The sequence below is a fragment of the Nocardia sp. NPDC041819 genome (assembly GCF_055590505.1).
In genome coordinates, this window is the sequence record NZ_JBVJAP010000002.1 from 368,376 (window position 1) to 387,768 (window position 19,393).

Consider the following 19,393-nt stretch of genomic DNA (forward strand, 5'->3'; position numbering starts at 1 on the left):
TTACCGGGCCTGGCGTGAACAGGGCTGGGTGAACTCACGCCGGCTATACGTCGAGGAAGCGAACGTCCTTGGCATTGCGGGTGATGAAGCTGCGACGCGCCTCGACGTCCTCGCCCATCAGGACCGAGAACAGTTCGTCGGCAGCAGCCGCGTCATCGAGCGTCACTTGACGAAGCACCCGCACCGCGGGATCCATGGTGGTCTCCCACAGCTCCTTGGCGTTCATCTCACCGAGGCCCTTGTAGCGCTGTACGCCGTCGTCCTTGTTGATCTTCTTTCCGGCGGCGAGCCCCGCTTCGAGCAGACCGTCACGCTCGCGATCGGAGTAGGCGAACTCCGGATCGCTGCGCTGCCACTTGAGCTTGTAGAGCGGCGGCTGCGCGAGATACACGTGCCCGTGCTCCACCAGCGGGCGCATGAAACGGAACAGCAGCGTGAGCAGCAGCGTGGAGATGTGCTGGCCGTCCACGTCGGCGTCGGCCATCAGCACGATCTTGTGGTAGCGCAGCTTGCTGATGTCGAACTCGTCGTGAATGCCCGTACCGAAGGCGGTGATGATCGACTGGACCTCGTTGTTCTTGAGAACCTTGTCGATACGCGCCTTCTCGACGTTGATGATCTTGCCGCGCAGCGGCAGGATCGCCTGGTACATCGAGTCGCGGCCGGACTTCGCCGAACCGCCTGCGGAGTCACCCTCCACGATGTAGATCTCGGACTTGCTCGGATCCTTGGACCGGCAGTCGGCCAGCTTGCCGGGCAGACCACCCAGGTCGGTGGCGGACTTGCGCCGCACCAGCTCGCGCGCCTTGCGCGCGGCGACGCGGGCCTGCGCCGAGGAGACCGCCTTGTTGACGATGGTCTTCGCGTCGGCCGGGTTCGCCTCGAACCAGTGCGTGAGGTGCTCGTTGCAGGTGCGCTGCACGAACGACTTCACCTCGGTGTTGCCGAGCTTGGTCTTGGTCTGGCCCTCGAACTGCGGCTCGCCGACCTTGACGCTCACGATGGCGGCCAGGCCCTCCCGGATGTCGTCACCGGTGAGGTTGCCGTCCTTCTCCTTGATGAGCCTCTTGTCTTTGGCGTACTTGTTGACCACTGTGGTCAACGCCGCGCGGAAGCCCTCTTCGTGCGTGCCGCCCTCGTGCGTGTTGATGGTGTTCGCGAAGGTGTGTACCGACTCCGAGTAGCCCGAGTTCCACTGCATCGCGACCTCGAGCTCGTGGCCGGTGCCCTTGCCGGTGAACCCGACGACCGAGTTGTGGATCGGCTGCTTGGTGCGGTTGATGTGGCGGACGAAGTCCTCCAGACCGCCCGGGTAGTGGTAGGTCCGAGTCTTCACCTTGTGCTCGGCGGGCGCGGGGCCCTCCTCGGCGTGCTTGGGCGCCTCTGCGGTTTCGCTGACCACCTCGTCGGTCACATCGGAGTCGCTGACGCGCTCGTCGGTGAGCTTGATGGTCAGTCCCTTGTTCAGGAACGCCATCTCCTGCAGCCTGCGGGCCACCGTCTCGAAGTTGTAGGTGGTGGTCTCGAAGATCTCCGGATCCGCCCAGAAGCGGATGGTGGTGCCCGTCTTCTTGGTCGGCTCACCTTGGATCAGCTTGCCGGGGATGGCGTCCTTGTAGGTCTGGCTCCAGTGGTAGCCGTCGTGGTCGATCTCCGCTTCCAAGCGGCTCGACAGCGCGTTGACCACGGAAATACCGACGCCGTGCAGACCACCGGACACCGCGTAGGAATCCGAGTCGAACTTGCCGCCCGCGTGCAGCTGGGTCATGACGACCTCGATGGTCGGTATGCCTTGGGCGTGCATCGCCACGGGAATGCCGCGGCCGTCGTCGACCACTTCGACGCCGCCGTCGGCCAGCAGCGTGACCTCGACCTTCGTCGCGTACCCGGCCATCGCCTCGTCGACGGAGTTGTCGACGACCTCCCAGATCAGGTGGTGCAGACCACGCTCACCGGTGGAGCCGATGTACATGCCCGGACGCTTGCGAACCGCCTCGAGCCCCTCGAGAACCTTGATGGAGGAGGCACCGTAGTCCTGCTTCCCGGTCGTTCTGGTCGAACCCGATGCGGTGGAGTCTTTGGCAGCCACTGGTCGGTAGCTCTCCTTACTTGCTGATCCCGGCATAGAGCGATCGGACAGCACGCGTCGACCCTGGTCATTCTCTCGAGAATCAGGGTCCACGCGCGGACTGTGCGGAACGCGCCGAAGGTATCGCCGCTAGTTACGTCACCATCCTACTGGTACACCCAACTTACAACCCACTTCCGACACCCCTCACAGCGCCGTGGATGCGAGAAATCGGAATTCGGCGACTCGGTTCCGCCTCCCGCTGGTTTTGATCCATCAGAAGTGGCCTGAGAGATGCGTCGGCGGGTCACCGGCCCGGATCAGCGCGGGGCGTCGACCCGAGCGATGAACGCGGCGGTGTGGCGCGCCAGCTCCGCGGGGTGGGAGATCGGCGACCAGTGCCGCGCCGGGATCTCGACCCGGGTCAAACACGGCACCCACCGATCGGCCTCGGCGTTCGCCACGGGCCGCACGGCGCGGTCGCGAGTGGCGACGATCAGCTGGACGGGCACCTCGATCGGACGAGGCCGCGGGTGACGCAGGTGAGGCCGGATATTCGCGCGGTAGAGCTTCAGACTGTTGAGCATATCGGTGCGCAGCGTCGGCGCCGTTTCCACCAGTGCGGGGTCCATGCCATCGAAGAACGCGAGGAAACGCGGCCAGCGGCCGGAGAGCACCCGCAGCACCGGATCCGGCAACTTGGGGATCTGGAAGGCCACGGTATAGGCCGAGGCCACAGCTTGGGTCAGCGCGCCCCGCAGCCGCGCCGCGGTGAGCGGACCACGCAGATAGGCGCCGAGAAAGTCCAGGTTGGGGCCCGACACCGAGGTGAAGGACGCGATCACCGATGCGGCGTCCGCGGCGGCGACCGCTTCCCACCCGATCACCGATCCCCAGTCGTGCCCGAGGATGTGCACCCGTTCGCCGGGCGCGACCGCGTCTATGACCGCGCGGACATCGGCCGCGAGTTCCTCGATCCGATAGTCCTCCACCGCTGTCGGCGCCGAGCTGCTGCCCACGCCTCGGTTGTCGAAGGCGATCACGCGATGGCGGCCGCCGAGCCGGGCCGCAACCCGGCTCCACAGCAGATGGGTATCGGGCCAGCCATGGATCAGCAGAACCGGCACACCGTCGGGGTTGCCGCATTCGTAGACCGCGAGCTCGACGTCATCCCGGCGAACCGTCCGAGTCGCGCTCGCCGGAAACGGACCGACCGCCGTGGTGATCGTCATCGAAAAGTCTTTCTGCCCGCACGATTCCGGTCCGGCGTCGCGAGCTGCTCGGTGCGACGTCGAACCGGGGCGTTCCACGTGAAACGCCACTTTCGGAATAAACGTAACACCAAGTATCAGATACTGCTCGCGATGGTCATCCGTAGGTGTCGCGCGGTCCGCGACCTCTGATATGGCGTTCACCCTTGCGCCAGCTCGGCGCTGCAGGACCCGAGATCTTCAGCGAGGTCACCACGCCATGGCCGACCGCGGCATTGATCTTCGCCAGGATCTGGCTCTGCAGCATCCGCAGCTGCGTCGCCCACGCGGTCGACTCGGCGGAGATGCTCAGTACGCCGTCCTTCAGGGTGATCGGTGTGGCGTGCGCGGCGATGTCCTCACCCACCACTCCCGCCCAGCGGCCGAAGACCATGCCCTCGGCCACCTTGGTCGACCACCCGCGGTTCTTGGCGATGGAGCCGGTCAGCCTGGACAGCGGCTGTGGATCGCGCTCGTCGGGGCCGGCGCCGGACCATCCGGTGCGCCTGCGGGCGCCGGGCCGCAGCCTGCGCTGAGGCGAGGAACGCCCCTGACCGACAGCCTTGCCACTCGCCCGCGCCGCGGCGCGCGCTTCCTCGAGGGCGCGCCGCGCCAGGTCGATGCCGCGCAGTTCGGGCTCCGCTCCTGCGGATTCGGCGGGGCCGGGCTCCGCGGGCTGATCGTTCATCGCCCCGCTCCCTCCGCAGTCGGTAGTTTGTCCCCAGTTTCGATCAAGTTGTCCCCAGCCGTTTCCCGAGGTTGCCAGTACCGGGAATCGTGCGCGCCGCACACCCGGCTAGCCGGAAGAACGATCTGTTCACCGCCCAAATCGCCGGATTCCCGACAAGTCCGGTCGCTTGCTCAGCTGTTGCTGAAATAAGTTACACAGGAGCGGTCACCTCTGACCGGGCGAGTTTTCCACAGGTGTTGGGGAATCGGTCTCAACTGGGGAGAACTCGATCGGTAGCACCGACGACTGGTCACTGTAGTGGACCGGAGCGGCGCATGTGGATGCTGGGATCACCTGTCCACTCCCCTGTGGATGATTACGGCGCCCGCGACTCCGTCGAACCGGTGACCGGATCACGTTCGCTCTCGATCGTCGGTTGCGTGGCCTCGGCGTTCTCCCGTTCGCCGCCGAGATCGTCGCTGCCCGACGGGTTCTCCGCGACGATCCGGGAGACGCGGCCGTCGGGACCGCCCGCGGTTTCCACCCGCAGCGGCACTGCGGCGAGTTCGGCGGGCACGTCCTCCGCCACGGCCGCCGTGATCAGCACTTGCTCCGCGCCGGCCGCGACGGCCGCCAGCGCGGCGCGGCGCCGTCGGTCGAGTTCGGCGAACACGTCATCGAGCAGCAGCACCGGTTCGGCGCCGGTGGCGCGCAGCAGTTCGAACGCGCCCAACCGCAAAGCCAAGGCGAACGACCAGGACTCGCCGTGGCTGGCGAACCCCTTGGCGGGCGAATCCCCCAGCATCAGGTCCAGTTCGTCGCGGTGCGGACCGACCAGGCACACGCCGCGCTCGAGTTCCCTCGGTCGCGCGGCGGCGAGCTCGCGCAGCAGGATCCCCTCCAGCTCCTCCTGGTCCTCCGGGCGCGGCGCCCTGGCCGGGTCCAGGAACTCCGGGGGCAGCGCGGCGCTGCGATAAGCGATCGCCGCGGGCCGCGACTCCGGGGCGATCGAAGCATAGGACCGAGCCAGATACGGCGCGAGCTCGTGCACCAAGCGCAGCCGCTGGGCGAGCAGAACGGACGCGTGCGCGGCGAGGTGCCCGTCCCACACGTCGAGGGTGCTCAGATCGGTCTTGGACCGAGCTTGCCGCCCAGCCGTTTTCAGCAGTGCCGAGCGCTGGCGGAGCACCCGGTCGTAGTCGCCGCGAACCGCGGCCAATCTGGGGAGGCGGGTTGTGCACAACTCGTCCATGAATCGACGGCGCTCGCCCGGGTCGCCGCGCACCAGCGCGAGATCCTCCGGCGCGAACAACACGGTTTGCAGTATCCCCAGGACCTCCCGCGTCCGGCGGACCGGTGAGCGGTTGATCTGCGCGCGATTGGCGCTGCCCTGGTTCAGCTCCACATCGATGCGGAGCTCGCGGCCGGTGTTGACCACCGTGGCGCCGACCCGGGCCCGCTCGGCCCCGGTGCGGATCAACGGAGCTTCCGAGGCGACGCGATGCGAACCGAGCGTGGCAAGGTAGCCGATCGCTTCCAACAGGTTTGTCTTGCCGTTGCCGTTCGACCCCAAGAAAACGGTTCGACCTGGGGATAATTCGAGTTCCGCATACTCCCACGAGCGGAAGTCACGCAGCGACAGAGTTCGGACGAACATCCGCTATCGCGCCCCTGCCTGGGCCGAAGCGGACATTCCCGCCGATCGGTACATCGCCGCCGCCCTGCGCGGATGCCCTACGGTGCGCCGCAGCCCTGTGGAACACCTGTGGATAAAGTGCGCCCCCAACTGCGCGTAAACCGATTTCTCCGACGTCGCTGGGGAGTTTCCAGCGGCATCACCGTGCACCCGCGCTGGATCACGCGGCGCGGATCCAGCCGGAACCAGGTCATGCACAGGCGATCAGCCCGGCAGCCGGACCGGCATCAGCAGATAGATGTACGGGCTCGACAACGCCGCGAACGTTCCGGAGTCGAGCACCTCGGGTTCTTCGTCGGAGGCGGGCAGCAGCACCGCGGGCCTGCTCGGCGTGGTGAAGCCGAAGGTGACACGGTCGGAGTGCAGGGCGGACAAGCCGTCGATGAGATAGCCGGGGTTGAACGCGATGGTGAGCGATTCACCGCGGAAATCGGCCTCCAGCCACTCCTCGGCCCGGCCTGCGTCGTCACCGCCCGCGGACAGCAGCAGGCCGTCGGCGGAGAACTCCAGTCGCACCTGCGCGCCTCGTTCGGCGACCAGCGCGACGCGCTTGATCGCTTCGGTCAGCGCGGCGACGGCGAGGGTGGCGATCGAGGTGTGCTCCTTGGGGAGCAACTGGCGAAACTTGGGGAATTCCGCGTCGAGCAGGCGGGTGGTGGTCCGGCGGCCCGCGTTCACGATGCCGAGCAGGCCGTCCGACCCCGCACCGGTGCCCAGGGACAGCTGAACGGGCGCGTCGGAGGGCCCGAGCGTCTTAGCTGCCTCCGAGAGCGTCCTGGCCGGAATGAGCACCGAAGTCTCGATGTCGGCGCGCGCGGGCTGCCACTCGATGTGCCGGACGGCGAGGCGGAACCGGTCGGTCGCCGCGAGAACGACCTTGGATCCCTCGATCTCGACGCGGATACCGGTCAGCATCGGCAGGGTGTCGTCACGGCCCGCGGCGACGGCGACCTGCCCGACGGCCTCGGCGAAGACATCCACACCCAGTTCACCGGTCTGCTGGGGCACCTCGGGCAACTGGGGATAGTCCTCGACGGGCATGGTCGGCAGCGAGAACTTCGCGCTGCCACAGGTGATCAGCACGCGGGTGCCGTCCACGGAGACGTCGACGGGCTTGTTGGACAGCGCCTTGGTGATGTCGGCCAGCAGACGACCGGAGACGAGTACCCGGCCCGGGCCCGCGACCTCGGCCGCGACCCGCACCTGCGCGGAGACCTCGTAGTCGAAACCGGAGACGGTCAGGCCGTCCTCGTCGGCGACCAGCAGCACACCGCCGAGCACCGGAACCGGAGGCCGGGACGGCAGGCTGCGCGCCACCCAGGCGACGGACTCGGCGAAATCCTCGCGGGCGACCCGAAACTTCATGCTTGCAAGCTCCATCGCCCGATCTGTCCTCTCCCGGTTCCGTGATCTGTTGTCGGCTCGTCAGTGTCGGTGCTCGAAAGGGTCCTGCCGAATCGGCCGCCTTCGCAGTCTGGCACAGGCGACAGACATCAAACCGTACCCGCGCGAGCGACGTGCACCTAGCCCGACCCTCCGGCGCCATGAATAGGCGAGTCCTGAGCGCGGACGAGCGGGCGGAGCACGGGGACCGAGTCGGGGGCATACCGCGGGCACGGACGACGGACGACGGTCCGGCTTCGGCACTCCTGGATCCCCTGGCGTCCTTGCCCGGAAACCGGGACCGCCGGCGAAGGCGCGGTGTCCGACCGACTTTCCACACACCCTGTTTTGAAGAGAGATCTCTAATGAGAAGAACTGAAGTAGTAGTAGGCGCTGTGGATTCTGTGGACTGCGCCCGAATCCGCAGCTCAGGGGGCGTGGTGGCGTGGGGATGGCCATGGAGTGTCTCGAGGATGAACGCGAGGGGTCTGTGGAGGTTCCGCAGTTGTCCCAGATTCATCCTCGAGTGGTCCTCGAGTTGTTCCACCGGATTCACCCGGTTGTTCACACATGTGCACGGAATCGTGGACAGCTCGAGGAATCCTCGAGGACTCCACACGGACTCCTCGAGGATTCCACAAGGCCCGATCCGGACAGGTCCCAGGTCAGCGCCTGTGCGCAAACATGCCTGGGGAAACTGTGGAATTCGCCCTGTGAGTGGACTCGAGGAGGCGATCACCGCGCCCTGTTAGCGGATCGGTGGACAAACCAGTGGATTCCTCGAGGACTCCACAAGGATTCCTCGAGGAATCCACAACCCACAAAAAAGCACCGCCCCAGGTCAGGGGCGGTGCTCGGGTGTGGATACCGCTCAGCGAGAGCGCTGCTTGATCCGGGCTGTGAGTTCCTGCACCTGGTCGTAGACGCGGCGCCGCTCGGTCATCTCCTTGCGTACCTTTTTCTCCGCGTACATCACCGTGGTGTGGTCGCGGCCGAACGCCTGGCCGATCTTCGGCAAAGACAGGTCGGTCAGCTCGCGGCACAGATACATGGCGATCTGCCTGGCTTGGGCCAGCGGGCGAGCCTTACCGGGACCGGTGAGCTCTTCCAACGTGGTGTTGAAGTACTCCGCCGTGACGGCCATGATCGTGGCCGCGTTGATCTCCAGCGCCGCGGTGTCCGGCATCAGGTCGCGCAGCACCACTTCGGCCAGCGGAAGATCCAGGGGCTGGCCGTTCAACGAGGCGAACGCGGTCACCCGGATCAGCGCGCCCTCCAGCTCGCGAATGTTGCGCTCCACCCGGCTGGCGATCAACTCCAGCACGTCGTGCGGCACATCGAGCCGGTCCATGCGCGCCTTCTTGCGCAGGATGGCGATGCGCGTCTCCAGCTCCGGCGGCTGCACATCGGTGATCAGTCCCCATTCGAATCGCGTCCGCAGCCGCTCTTCCAGCGTGGCCAGCTGCTTGGGGGGACGATCCGAGGAGACGACGATCTGTTTGTTCGCGTTGTGCAGCGTGTTGAAGGTGTGGAAGAACTCCTCTTGGATGCCTTCCTTGCCCTCGATGAACTGGATGTCGTCGACCAGCAGGATGTCGGTCTCGCGGTAACGGCGCTTGAACGCGACCTTGCGGTCGTCGCGCAGGCTGTTGATGAAGTCGTTGGTGAACTCTTCGGTCGACACGTACTTGACCCGCATACCCGGGAAGAGACGCTGCGCGTAATGGCCCGCCGCGTGCAGCAGGTGCGTCTTGCCCAATCCCGAGGCGCCCCAGACGAACAACGGGTTGTAGGCGCGGGCGGGGGCTTCGGCGATGGCCACGGCCGCCGCATGCGCGAAGCGGTTGGACGCGCCGATGACGAAGGTTTCGAAGGTGTACTTCGCGTTCAGGCTGGCCGAGGACGTCGACGGAGCGGGCGATTCCTGCGACTTGGCGAAGTAGGTGGGCCACGAGTTGCGGACGTTCACCACGGGCTCGTCGTCATGATCGCCGCGCTGACGTTCGGCGACCGGCGCACGATCCGGTACGTGAGCCGGTCCCGAGTCGTCGTCGGTGGTCTCGCGCAGCGGTGCACGGTGCGGGCCGCGCGCACCGCCCGGCGACGGTTCGGGGTTGAACAGTGACTCCTGCCCCGGCGGGATGGCGGACTCCCGGCGCGGCGGAAGTCCGGGTTCGCGGCGCGGTGCGGCGTCCGGCCCGGACATCATGGGCAGCTCGGCCGTCGTGGAGTACTCACCGTGCTGTGGATAGTCGGTATGGGCGTACTCCGGCTGGCGATACTCCTCCGGCGGGGCGAAGTCCTGCCCGTAGTCGGCGCCGGGGTAGTCGGAGCTGTCGTTGTAAGGAGAAGCCGCGGGGAAGTCGGCGGCGGGTTGTGCATAACGCGGCCCCGGGTACGCGTCGCGGCCGGGGAATTCCGAACCGGGGTAGGAGGCGGGAGGCCGGCCTTCTCGTGGGCGCTCGGGCCTGCTCGTCATCCGCGCGTGCCGTGGGGTGTTGCTCTGGCGGTCGACGGTCGGGGTGGTCGGGGCGGCGATGCGGACGCCGAGTCCTTCCACCTGGGGGCCGAGCCTGCGGCCGAGGGAACGGAGGATGGGCTCGCGCAGATCCCGTTCTATGGCCTCCTGAGCCAGCGACGAGGGCACCGAGAGCAGGGCGAACCCCTGTGCGACCGTCAGCGGCTTGACCAGTTTCAGCCAGGCCTGCTGCGCCCGGGTGACCGGAGGGATGGCGCCGTCCGGCGATCCGGTGGTCAGCTCGCTCACAACCTCGGGCCATACCGTGGCCAGCACGTTCTGCTCGTCGTCCATGCAGTTTCCTCCCCGGAGTAGGTCGATAGGAGCAGACGGCCGGGGCACGCGTGGAATGTGATGCTCGGGGGTGGTCCCGTGATCCTGCGTACGTCCGTAACCGGTTCGGACGCTGTCCGGGTCCCCCATCAGGACAGCGGCGTGGGCACCGTCGGCCCTACGAATATGCCACTCCAGGGGTCTTTCCACACAATTATCCACAGATGTGGAGAACCCTGGGGAGCTGTGAAACGCGCGCATGCGCGGAAAGAGCAACGCTGCGACCTGCGGTTCTACAGCAATCGTCTGGCTACGTACTTTAGTGGCCAGGCTTACGCGATGGCTAGGGGTGTGGACGAACTCACGGGGACGGCCGGAACGCCTGACTCCGGACGACCGATTCCACCTGGTCGCCGGGGCCGCGGGAAGAGGGGGTCGAGTTTGACCCGTCCCGGACCGATCAGTACCCTCGTACAGTCACCCCTTGGTGCGGTGGCGGTCTTGTGCTGACCGCGTTTAGGTCGTGATCGACCGACTGTGCGCCAGGACCGACGCGCGCCGATGATGACCAGACCTGCGATTCATTCGCGCAATATACGTATCACCGACAAGCTTCGGGCACCACCTGGTGCCCGCCTACTCGAGGAGTGTTGACCGTGGCCAAGGGCAAGCGGACGTTCCAGCCGAACAACCGTCGTCGGGCGCGGGTTCACGGCTTCCGCCTCCGGATGCGCACCCGTGCGGGTCGCGCCATCGTCTCGGCGCGTCGCCGTAAGGGCCGCGCCTCCCTCACTGCCTGATCCTCGCTCTCGGACGCTCGGGTGTTGCCTGAGCCGTATCGGTTGCATCATCGTGCCGACTTCTCCCGGACGGTGCGCCGCGGCCAGCGAATCGGGAGGCGTGATCTGGTCGTGCATGCGCTCGCACACGGGTATGACGGAGTTGTGGGCGCGAATGGACGACATGATCAGATCCCGGACGACCTGCTGGTCCGCGTAGGCGGGCCGCGGTTCGGGTTGATCGTCAGCAAGGCGGTGGGCAACGCGGTGATTCGACATCGCGTTGCCCGCCGCCTGCGTCATATGTGCGCCCAGGTGGTCGACGAACTGCCGCCAGGGACCGATGTCGTGATCCGTGCGCTTCCGGGCGCCGCTACGGCTTCGTCGGAGGACCTGCTGCGCCAGGTACGCACCGCGCTGCGCAAGCTCGGCCTCGCCGCCGAGACGGGCGTGTCGACGGGCGGCCGGGCATGAGCCTTTGGGCGAAGATCGCCAGACTGCCCGTGAACGTGCTGATCTTTTCGATCGAGCTGTATCGGACCTACGTCTCCCCCACTCGCATGCCGGTGTGCCGTTTCACCCCGACCTGTAGCGAGTACGCGGTTACCGCACTGCGCACTCGGGGCCTGTTCATCGGGCTCGGACTGACGGTCGTGCGCTTGGCCAAATGCGCGCCCTGGCACCCTGGTGGGTGGGACCCCGTCCCGGAGCGGAAGCGGAGCACATCCCGCGCCGAGCCGGCGGACGGGTCAGCGACCGACGCGGCGACGCAGGAACCGAGCCTGCCCGCCGAACCGCGGTCGGAGCCGAAGGCTTGTAAAGGATCGCCGCACGCGGTGATCGGCGACACGAACGACGGGAGTGCATAGAGCCGTGCTCGACTTCATTTATTACCCGGTGTCCTGGATCCTCTGGTTCTGGCATCGGGTCTTCGGGTTCGCGTTCGGCGCGGACAACGGTCTCACCTGGGCGCTGGCCGTGGTGTTCCTGGTGTTCACCTTGCGCCTGGTGCTCTACAAGCCGTTCGTCAAGCAGGTGCGCACCACCAAGCAGATGCAGGAACTGCAGCCGCAGATCAAAGAGCTGCAGAAGAAATACAAGAACGATCGCCAGAAGATGGCGGTCGAGATGCAGAAGCTGCAGAAGGACAACGGCTTCAACCCGCTGATGGGTTGCCTGCCTATCCTCGCTCAGGTCCCGGTGTTCCTCGGACTCTTCCATGTGCTTCGCTCGTTCAACCGGACCGGCCACGGCCTCGGTCAGCTCGCGATGACGCCGGAGCAGAACGCGAACACCGCGAACTACGTCTTCAGTGCGGCCGATGTCCAGTCCTTCCTGAGCGCCCGTATCTTCGGCGCGCCGATCTCGGCGTTCATCACCACACCCGTCAACGAACTGCAGGCATTCGCCAGCTACGGCGGCGTACCGAGCAAGCTGAGCATCGCGCTCGTCGCAATCCCCCTGATGGTCATCGCGGGTCTGGCAACCCACTTCAACGCCCGCGCGTCGGTGGCGCGGCAGACGCCGGAAGCCGCGGCCAACCCGCAGGCCGCGATGATGAACAAGCTCGCGCTGTGGGTGTTCCCCCTCGGCGTGCTCGTCGGTGGCCCGTTCCTGCCCATCGCCATCCTGCTGTACTGGGTCTCCAACAACATCTGGACCTACGGGCAGCAGCACCTCGTGTTCGGTCGCATGGCGAAAGAAGAAGAAGCCAAGAAGCAGGCGAAGCTGGAGCAGCGCGCGCAGAACGCGCCGAAGCCCGGTGCCAAACCGGTCAACGTGAAGAAGAAGCCGGCATCCGCCGCCGCGGCCGACGCCGGGTCGGACGAGGACACTGCTGTCGCATCGACGAATGGCACCGCGAAGCCGTCGAAGCAGGCCGCGGGTCAACGCCGACCGGCCGGCCAGAAGCGGCCGGGCAACCGGGGTAGGGCGAATCAGAAGCGCAAGCGCTGACGACCGATCGGTGGGCTGACCCGCCCACCTCGACCGCTGAGCAACCCTTGATCGCGAATACCGCCCGGCGGCGATTGCCCGGCGCGCGCGATGAGCAGATGAAGGAAATCAAATGACTGTTGAGACCGACGGAGGGGATGCCACCGTGGCGACGACGATGGCGAACGCCGAGGCGGACACCGGCGATGTCGTGACCGATGCCGAGGAAGCGCTCATCGAGGAAGGCGAGATCGCCGGCGATTACCTCGAGCAGCTGCTCGACGTACTGGACTTCGACGGCGACATCGATCTCGACGTGGAAGGCGACCGTGCGGTGGTGAGCATCGACGGCGGACGTGATCTGACGAAGCTCGTCGGACGCAACGGCGAGGTGCTCGACGCGTTGCAGGAGCTGACTCGTCTCGCCGTCCAGCAGGCGACCGGCGTGCGCAGCCGACTGATGCTGGACGTTGCAGGGTGGCGGGCCAAACGGCGGTCCGAACTGAGCGAGCTCGGAGCGGCGGCGGCGCAGCGAGTGCTGGACTCCGGCGAGCCGGAGTCGCTCGCGCCCATGACGCCGTTCGAGCGCAAGATCGTGCACGACGCGGTGGCCGCTGTGGAGGGCGTCAGCAGCGAGAGTGAAGGCGTGGAGCCGAACCGGCACGTGGTGGTCGTTCCCGCCTGACCCACGGCATCTCCAAGCGGGCGGCATGTTTCGCGGCCCGGACGGGTAGTGGTTGGATAGGGCCTCTGGTCTTCGGACCGGGGGCCTTGTCCGTGTCCGGAGCCCGATTGCTCGCTCGTAGATCGACCCGAGTTCGGAAGGATGTTTCACGTGGAACGAGATCTCGGTGGAGCCGCCGCGGTACCCGCGGAGCTGGAGCCACCCGCGTCGGCGGCCACCGTCTTCGGCGACCGACTCGATCTCGCGCGTCGATATTGCACGGCGCTCGCGACCGCGGGCGTGGAGCGCGGCTTGATCGGCCCCCGCGAGGTGCCCCGCCTCTGGGATCGCCACATCCTCAACTGTGCAGTCCTCGGAGAGTTGATCGCTGAGGGAGCCTCCGTGGTCGACATCGGCAGTGGCGCCGGCTTGCCCGGTATCCCGCTTGCGATCGCGCGGCCGGACCTGCGGATCACCCTGGTCGAACCATTGCTGCGCCGAACCGTGTTTCTGAGCGAGTTCATCGAATCGGTGGACTTGGATGTAACCGTAGTGCGAGGACGGGCCGAGCAGTCCGGTGTGATGAAAGAAGCCGGTGGCGCGGACGTTGTCACCTCTCGTGCGGTAGCCCCGCTCGGCAAACTCGCTCAGTGGTCACTCCCCCTCCTACGCGACCACGGGCACATGCTCGCACTCAAAGGTTCCAGCGCAGCAGAAGAACTGGAACGTGATGGCGCCGCGCTGGCGAAAGCCGGAGCCGGCAATGCGGTCGTGCTGCAGTGCGGTGTCGGCCTGGTGGCCACGCCGACAATGGTGATCAGCGCCGAGCGGCTCCCCCGCGCCGAGCGCAGTTCCCTGCGACGGGCCGAACGCGCGGTCGAACGCGAAGGTCGAGCAGGGCGGACGGAGGCGAAGGAGCGCGGGCGCAAGCGTGCGGTGCGCAAGGCCAAGTAGAAGCTTCGATGCCGAAGGTTTCATGCCCGACCTAGGACGTGGGCGCGTTTCGTCACTCTGACGAAATGATGAAAGTCGCACACGGGCAAGCGGATATGTTCGCTACCCGGAATCCCACCGTCGGCCGCGCGAAAACATCATCCAGGCGCGCCGAGTCGCCCGGCGGTAGATCCGTATCAGGCAGGCGCGCCCCGCATTCGCGCGTCGTCCGCGTCGAGTTCGACGTGGCGGATCCGCGCGGGCTGTGGACTGTTCGGCCTCGAACACCCCGCGTCGCGCGCCACACGTTGCTGGCATACGGATATCAGCCCGTTCCCCCCGGAGGGAGGCGGCAACAACAGGACCGCGTCTGGCGGCGACCGACTGTCAAGGATCTGTTCGACGCAGTGGCGAGGTCGCTTCGTCGTCGGCGTTGCAGGCCGACATTACGACGATCCGGCCGACACCGCATGTTCCACTGGTTGGGGCGACGTCAAGTCGAAGGGCTACCGCCTCCGTATGTTTCACGTGAATCCGAGCCAGAACACGCGGTTCGTAGTCAGCACGCTTGACCATCCCGATGTTTCACGTGAATCACGGTCGGCTTCTTATTGGGCCACGACGCGCCGTGCGTTGTAGCCGCCGCTCGCGGCCGGGTGAGGTCGGAAGGACCATCTTCGGCGAGAGGGTCGGGCACGGGGAGGAGCCGGTGCGATCATCCACCGCGCGACGGTTAACGGAGTCCTCTGCTCCTCTGAAGATCACGGTGCGGCAAGAGACTTGCCGCTTCTAGGAGCGCTGTGCGAACGAGCCTCCGGTGCCCTCTTGCATACGGGCGTTAGCCGAGCGTGACTGCGTGTGCCTCGCGGCGCCCAAGCCAGTCCGTGAAGTAATTGGATAGCGCCCTCGCGTCATGCTGGGTTGCGGAGCAGAACGATCGAGTGTTCTACGCGCGGGGTCATTCCAATTGCGCCGCCCGACTTGGTTCGCGCCAACGGCGAACATGCGGAGCGGCGAGGTGAGTGCGCACAGGCGAAGGTGAGTGCGCGCAGAGTGGATGTGTGCGGCGGCGCAGATGAGAGGAGTGCGCGAATAGCGATAGCGGGGCGCATTCGCGAGGGGCGCAGATTGGTGAACCGCGCAGAAGAGTCAAGCGCGCAAGGCGTGGCGTACGAAAAAGAAGGAGCAAGGCGCGCCAACGCAGTAGATGTGTACGGAACGACAGAGGGCACAGACGAAGGCGAAGGCACGGAACGGTGGAGACGCGGACGTGGTGGGCACGAGAGCCGAGGGGGCACGCACGAGCTGAGCGCGCGGAAGGGCGGAGAGCGCGGAAGGGCAGAAGAACGGAAGAGCGTGAGAACCGAGGCGGGGACGAGCGGTGGGCACGGAAGAGCCGAGGGGCGCGCGAGAACTGAGCGCGCGGAAGAGCCGGGAGGCGCGAGAACTGTGCGCGCGGAAGAGCCGGGAGGCGAGTGAGAGCTGAGCGCGCGGACGAGCGGTGACACGGAGGAGCCGAGCGCACCGACGAGCGGAGAGCGCGGAAGAACTGAGCGCGCGGACGAGCGGAGGGCGCGGAAGAACTGAGCGCGCGGACGAGCGGGAGAGCGCGAGAATTGGGCGCGCGGACGAACGGTGGACACGGAAGATCCGAGCTCACGGACGAGCGGAGGGCGCGGAAGAACTGAGCGCGCGGACGAGCGGGAGAGCGCGAGAACCGAGAGCGCGCATGAGCGGAGATCGCAGAAGGTGAAGAGCGCGCACGAGTGAAGAGCACGCACGAGTGAAGAGCGCGCACGAACGAAAGGCGCGAAAGGCCGGAGGGGCGGTGAGTTTGGAGGGGCAGCGATGGGGGCAGTGGGGTGGACATACAACACGGGCATGATGCGGCTGTGCCCGCGATAAGCAGGTCTTCGTAATGGACAGGCGGTTGGGCCCGAGGTGGTTCCCCCTCCCCTGAGCAAACGCCCACGCTGGAGAATGGTTATCTGCCGGTGGCGCGACCAGTGCACCGAGTCGCGAGCGGTGGGCCATCTGCGGGCGCTGCGTGCGCGAGCTTGGAGATTGCACACGATGATTCACGTGAAACATCGGCCGCGGTGATGAGCAGACGGCCGAACCGCGTGGCTGATAAGCCCTTCAACTCGGGTCGCCAGCGGCCGATCTTCCATTGGCGATGCGGCTGCGTATGCTCCAGCTTTCCCGGCGGAGCGCTTCTCCGGCTCTGCCGCACTAGATCGCTGCCGCATCCCAAGCGGAACGCCGATGGGCTTAGTGCGGCGCGCGCGGAACACTCGACCGCTTCCGCTCAGCAGCCGCGGGATGACGCGAGCGCGATCCAGGCACCCGGCGCCGATGCACTGCCGAGGCATGGTGGAATCCCCTGTCCGTGATCGCCATCGGCCGCTGCAACGTTCATCGCCTCGTCGTCCGCCCCACCGTGCCAAGCGAGCCCATCCCATGGCACGAAGAAGCAGCCGCTGGACGGAGGACGTTCGTCGAGGCGCGCCGGAAGCAGGTCGGCCAAACCGTCGCTGCGACCCAGCTGTCCGGTCTTCGATGCTCAGTCTCGCCACGTCAGGGCGAACCGTCCCGCCCCCTGGTTCGCGGCCAATGTTTCATGTGAAACAGCGCGCGTGGCGGAGTGAAATCGTGCGGATTTGCGTGTCGCTTTGCGCCTCGCCGCGATTCAGCTTTCTTAAACCGCTCAGTGCTGGCAAGCTAGTGTCCGTCGGGCGTGAGCGTAGGTGCCACGGAGGGATCTGGTTGTCACAGCGGCGAGGAGCTCCGCTCGGTCGATCGGGCGCCGCGGACCCGGTTGTGCATCGTGTTCGATCCGACAAAGGCTGTTGCTGGCACGGCGCCGATCTGTCCTATCGCGCGTACGTGTTCTGAAGTTTCTCGGGTTAGGAGCTGTCTATGTCGAGCGGTCCGGCGAATGTTTCACGGGAAACAACGTCGCGCGTGCCGGGGATGCTGGACTCCAGCAATTTCGACGCGGAGGCATTCGGAAATACGCCGTTCGGGCACATCTCCCCTAGTGAGACCCCGATCGCTGCCGAAGCGCAACGTGCAAGTCAGGTCCTCCATCCAGGAAAGGTGACTGTGCCGAAACCGCACGAGCAACGCATCATCACCATCGCCAATCAGAAGGGCGGGGTCGGGAAGACGACCACCACCGTGAATCTGGCGGCTGCCCTGGCGCATCAGGGGATGACGGTTCTCGTGATCGATCTCGACCCGCAGGGCAACGCCAGCACCGCCCTGGGTATCGAGCACCATTCGGGCGTCCCCTCCAGCTACGAGTTACTCATCGGCGAGGTCTCGGTGAGGGACGCGATCCAGACGAGCCCGCACAGTGAGCGTCTTCTGTGCATCCCCGCGACCATCGATCTGGCGGGCGCCGAGATCGAACTCGTGTCGATGGTGGCCAGGGAGGGTCGGCTGAAAGCCGCGATCCAAGAGGCGAACATCGCCGGTTACGACATCGATTACGTGATGATCGACTGCCCGCCTTCCTTGGGTCTGCTGACGGTGAACGCGCTCGTCGCGGCGAAGGAGGTGCTGATCCCGATCCAGTGCGAGTACTACGCGCTGGAGGGCGTCGGTCAGTTGCTCCGCAATATCGGACTGGTGCAGGCGCACCTGAATCCGGAACTTCACGTCTCGACCGTGATCCTCACGATGTACGACGGTCGGACCAAGTTGGCCGACCAGGTCGCCGAGGAGGTCCGCGGGCACTTCGGCGATGTCGTGCTGCGGTCGGTGATCCCACGCAGCGTGAAGGTGTCGGAGGCACCGGGTTACGGCATGACGGTGCTCGATTATGATCCAGGCTCCCGGGGCGCGATGAGCTACCTGGATGCCGGACGCGAGATGGCGGCCCGCGCGGTCCCGCGTGTCGCCGCGACGAAGTCGGCGGAGTGACTCGGCGGGCCGGGTCGACGCCCGGCACAGTCCGGTTTGGTGGCGGAACGAGGAAGGGGTCGGTAGACCGATGAGTCAGGCGAAGAAGGGTGGGCTCGGGCGCGGTCTCGCCGCGCTGATTCCGACGACACCGACGGCCTCTCCGGGCCTCAGCAGCGCCGCTGCGAGTGTCATCGGTCTGGATCCGGTCGGGCCGCAGCCCCCTTCCACCTATCTGCATCGGGTACCGGATCCGGCCGACGACGCCGAACTCGAGGCCGGCGGAGCCATTTACCGGGAGATCCCGCCGGAGCAGATCGAGCCGAATCCGAAGCAGCCGCGCACGGTCTTCGAAGAAGACGCCCTAGCCGAGCTGGTGCATTCGATCCGCGAATTCGGTCTGATGCAGCCGATCGTGGTGCGCCGGACCGAGCCGGGCGTGGACCGCTATCAGCTGGTCATGGGCGAGCGGCGCTGGCGAGCGTGCCAGGAAGCGGGCCTGGCCACCATTCCCGCGATCGTCCGGGAGACCGCGGACGAGTCGATGTTGCGCGACGCCCTGCTGGAGAACATTCACCGGGTGCAGCTGAACCCGCTCGAAGAGGCGGCGGCCTACCAGCAGCTGCTGGAGGAATTCGACGTCACCCACGAGGAATTGGCCGCGCGAATCGGCCGCTCTCGACCGGTCGTGACGAATATGATCCGTCTACTGAAGTTGCCGATCCCGGTGCAGCGCCGGGTCGCGGCGGGCGTACTGTCCGCCGGGCACGCGCGAGCACTGCTCGGTCTCGAAGCGGGTGCGGACGCTCAAGAGGTGCTCGCCGCCCGAATCGTCGCCGAGGGACTCTCGGTCCGGGCCACCGAGGAAGCTGTCATGCTGGCGAACCGAGAGCAGGACGCGGCCGCGCCCTCTCCCGTCGTCCGTCGCAAGCCGATCGAGATGCCGGGCCTACAAGCCGTGGCCGATCGGCTGTCCGGCTCCTTCGACACCCGGGTCCTCGTGAGTATGGGCAAGCGCAAAGGCAAGATCGTCGTCGAGTTCGGGTCGGTCGAAGACCTCGAAAGGATCGTCGCCCTGATGGAGCAGAGCGCGCCCCAGGTGTGACAGAAGTGACGAAATTAAACTTGTGGTTTCGATAGGTGCGAGTTACCGGCCGAAACGTCACTGTGACGGCAGGGTTTCGCGCGGTCGTGGAGCGCGCATCGCTCCCGGCGAAGCAACACAAGTTCTTTTGACCAACAGCACAGCGACATGGAATGAGGCGGGTTCCCCTTGATCGCTTATTCTTGCTGGCGAGCAAACTTTGATGCGACGTGA

The 19,393-nt window shown here is 66.4% G+C and carries 14 protein-coding genes; 8 read left to right on the top strand and 6 right to left on the bottom strand.

Translation table 11 applies throughout. The features are described from left to right. Positions 1-43: 43 nt before the first annotated feature. The 6 genes from gyrB to dnaA form a co-directional block, all read right to left on the bottom strand. On the bottom strand, positions 44-2,089 hold the full coding sequence (gyrB, locus tag ACZ6DL_RS08465) for a DNA topoisomerase (ATP-hydrolyzing) subunit B (protein ID WP_466049962.1): 2,046 nt from the start codon (positions 2,087-2,089) through the stop codon (positions 44-46). 299 nt (positions 2,090-2,388) lie between these two features. Then, the gene (locus ACZ6DL_RS08470) at positions 2,389-3,300 is read right to left on the bottom strand and encodes an alpha/beta fold hydrolase (protein ID WP_466049963.1); all 912 of its coding nucleotides are present in this window, start codon (positions 3,298-3,300) and stop codon (positions 2,389-2,391) included. Positions 3,301-3,436: 136 nt separating this feature from the next. After that, on the bottom strand, positions 3,437-4,006 hold the full coding sequence (locus ACZ6DL_RS08475; RefSeq protein WP_466049964.1) for a DUF721 family protein: 570 nt from the start codon (positions 4,004-4,006) through the stop codon (positions 3,437-3,439). A gap of 358 nt (positions 4,007-4,364) precedes the next feature. Further along, positions 4,365-5,645 carry a DNA replication/repair protein RecF gene (recF, locus tag ACZ6DL_RS08480; protein ID WP_466049965.1) on the bottom strand — a complete coding sequence of 427 codons (1,281 nt, stop codon included), beginning with the start codon at positions 5,643-5,645 and terminating at the stop codon, positions 4,365-4,367. A 243-nt stretch (positions 5,646-5,888) separates the two neighbouring features. Further along, the gene (gene dnaN, locus ACZ6DL_RS08485) at positions 5,889-7,064 is read right to left on the bottom strand and encodes a DNA polymerase III subunit beta (protein WP_466049966.1); all 1,176 of its coding nucleotides are present in this window, start codon (positions 7,062-7,064) and stop codon (positions 5,889-5,891) included. Positions 7,065-7,938: 874 nt separating this feature from the next. Further along, positions 7,939-9,879, bottom strand: a complete 1,941-nt coding sequence (gene dnaA / locus ACZ6DL_RS08490; RefSeq protein WP_466049967.1) for a chromosomal replication initiator protein DnaA — start codon at positions 9,877-9,879, stop codon at positions 7,939-7,941. Between the two features lie 635 nt (positions 9,880-10,514). Between dnaA and rpmH the strand changes: the two genes are divergently transcribed. The 8 genes from rpmH to ACZ6DL_RS08530 all read left to right on the top strand — a co-directional run bounded on the left by rpmH (position 10,515) and on the right by ACZ6DL_RS08530 (position 19,180). Then, positions 10,515-10,658 carry a 50S ribosomal protein L34 gene (gene rpmH / locus ACZ6DL_RS08495; RefSeq protein ID WP_006550910.1) on the top strand — a complete coding sequence of 48 codons (144 nt, stop codon included), beginning with the start codon at positions 10,515-10,517 and terminating at the stop codon, positions 10,656-10,658. 21 nt (positions 10,659-10,679) lie between these two features. Next, positions 10,680-11,111 carry a ribonuclease P protein component gene (gene rnpA / locus ACZ6DL_RS08500; RefSeq protein ID WP_466049968.1) on the top strand — a complete coding sequence of 144 codons (432 nt, stop codon included), beginning with the start codon at positions 10,680-10,682 and terminating at the stop codon, positions 11,109-11,111. Then, entirely contained in the window at positions 11,108-11,506 is a 399-nt protein-coding gene (gene yidD / locus ACZ6DL_RS08505; RefSeq protein WP_466049969.1) for a membrane protein insertion efficiency factor YidD, read from the top strand. The genes rnpA and yidD overlap by 4 nt, the downstream gene beginning before the upstream one ends. A gap of 4 nt (positions 11,507-11,510) precedes the next feature. After that, positions 11,511-12,593 (top strand): membrane protein insertase YidC, encoded by a 1,083-nt coding sequence (gene yidC, locus ACZ6DL_RS08510; protein WP_466049970.1) that lies wholly within the window; start codon positions 11,511-11,513, stop codon positions 12,591-12,593. Positions 12,594-12,750: 157 nt separating this feature from the next. Next, positions 12,751-13,257, top strand: a complete 507-nt coding sequence (locus ACZ6DL_RS08515) for a Jag family protein (protein WP_466050478.1) — start codon at positions 12,751-12,753, stop codon at positions 13,255-13,257. A gap of 141 nt (positions 13,258-13,398) precedes the next feature. Continuing rightward, positions 13,399-14,190, top strand: a complete 792-nt coding sequence (gene rsmG / locus ACZ6DL_RS08520) for a 16S rRNA (guanine(527)-N(7))-methyltransferase RsmG (protein WP_466049971.1) — start codon at positions 13,399-13,401, stop codon at positions 14,188-14,190. Between the two features lie 2,952 nt (positions 14,191-17,142). Next, positions 17,143-18,096, top strand: a complete 954-nt coding sequence (locus tag ACZ6DL_RS08525; protein ID WP_040871376.1) for a ParA family protein — start codon at positions 17,143-17,145, stop codon at positions 18,094-18,096. Positions 18,097-18,166: 70 nt separating this feature from the next. After that, positions 18,167-19,180, top strand: coding sequence for a ParB/RepB/Spo0J family partition protein (locus ACZ6DL_RS08530; protein WP_466049972.1), 1,014 nt, complete (start codon positions 18,167-18,169; stop codon positions 19,178-19,180). Positions 19,181-19,393 lie beyond the last annotated feature (213 nt).

What these genes read in the sequence shown, in the direction of transcription:
- ACZ6DL_RS08470 (WP_466049963.1), bottom strand. Translation starts at nt 3,300, where the DNA reads ATGACGATCACCACGGCGGTCGGTCCGTTTCCGGCGAGCGCGACTCGG.
- ACZ6DL_RS08475 (WP_466049964.1), bottom strand. Translation starts at nt 4,006, where the DNA reads ATGAACGATCAGCCCGCGGAGCCCGGCCCCGCCGAATCCGCAGGAGCG.
- recF (WP_466049965.1), bottom strand. Translation starts at nt 5,645, where the DNA reads ATGTTCGTCCGAACTCTGTCGCTGCGTGACTTCCGCTCGTGGGAGTAT.
- dnaN (WP_466049966.1), bottom strand. Translation starts at nt 7,064, where the DNA reads ATGGAGCTTGCAAGCATGAAGTTTCGGGTCGCCCGCGAGGATTTCGCC.
- dnaA (WP_466049967.1), bottom strand. Translation starts at nt 9,879, where the DNA reads ATGGACGACGAGCAGAACGTGCTGGCCACGGTATGGCCCGAGGTTGTG.
- yidD (WP_466049969.1), top strand. Translation starts at nt 11,108, where the DNA reads ATGAGCCTTTGGGCGAAGATCGCCAGACTGCCCGTGAACGTGCTGATC.
- ACZ6DL_RS08515 (WP_466050478.1), top strand. Translation starts at nt 12,751, where the DNA reads ATGGCGAACGCCGAGGCGGACACCGGCGATGTCGTGACCGATGCCGAG.
- rsmG (WP_466049971.1), top strand. Translation starts at nt 13,399, where the DNA reads ATGTTTCACGTGGAACGAGATCTCGGTGGAGCCGCCGCGGTACCCGCG.
- ACZ6DL_RS08525 (WP_040871376.1), top strand. Translation starts at nt 17,143, where the DNA reads ATGCTGGACTCCAGCAATTTCGACGCGGAGGCATTCGGAAATACGCCG.
- ACZ6DL_RS08530 (WP_466049972.1), top strand. Translation starts at nt 18,167, where the DNA reads ATGAGTCAGGCGAAGAAGGGTGGGCTCGGGCGCGGTCTCGCCGCGCTG.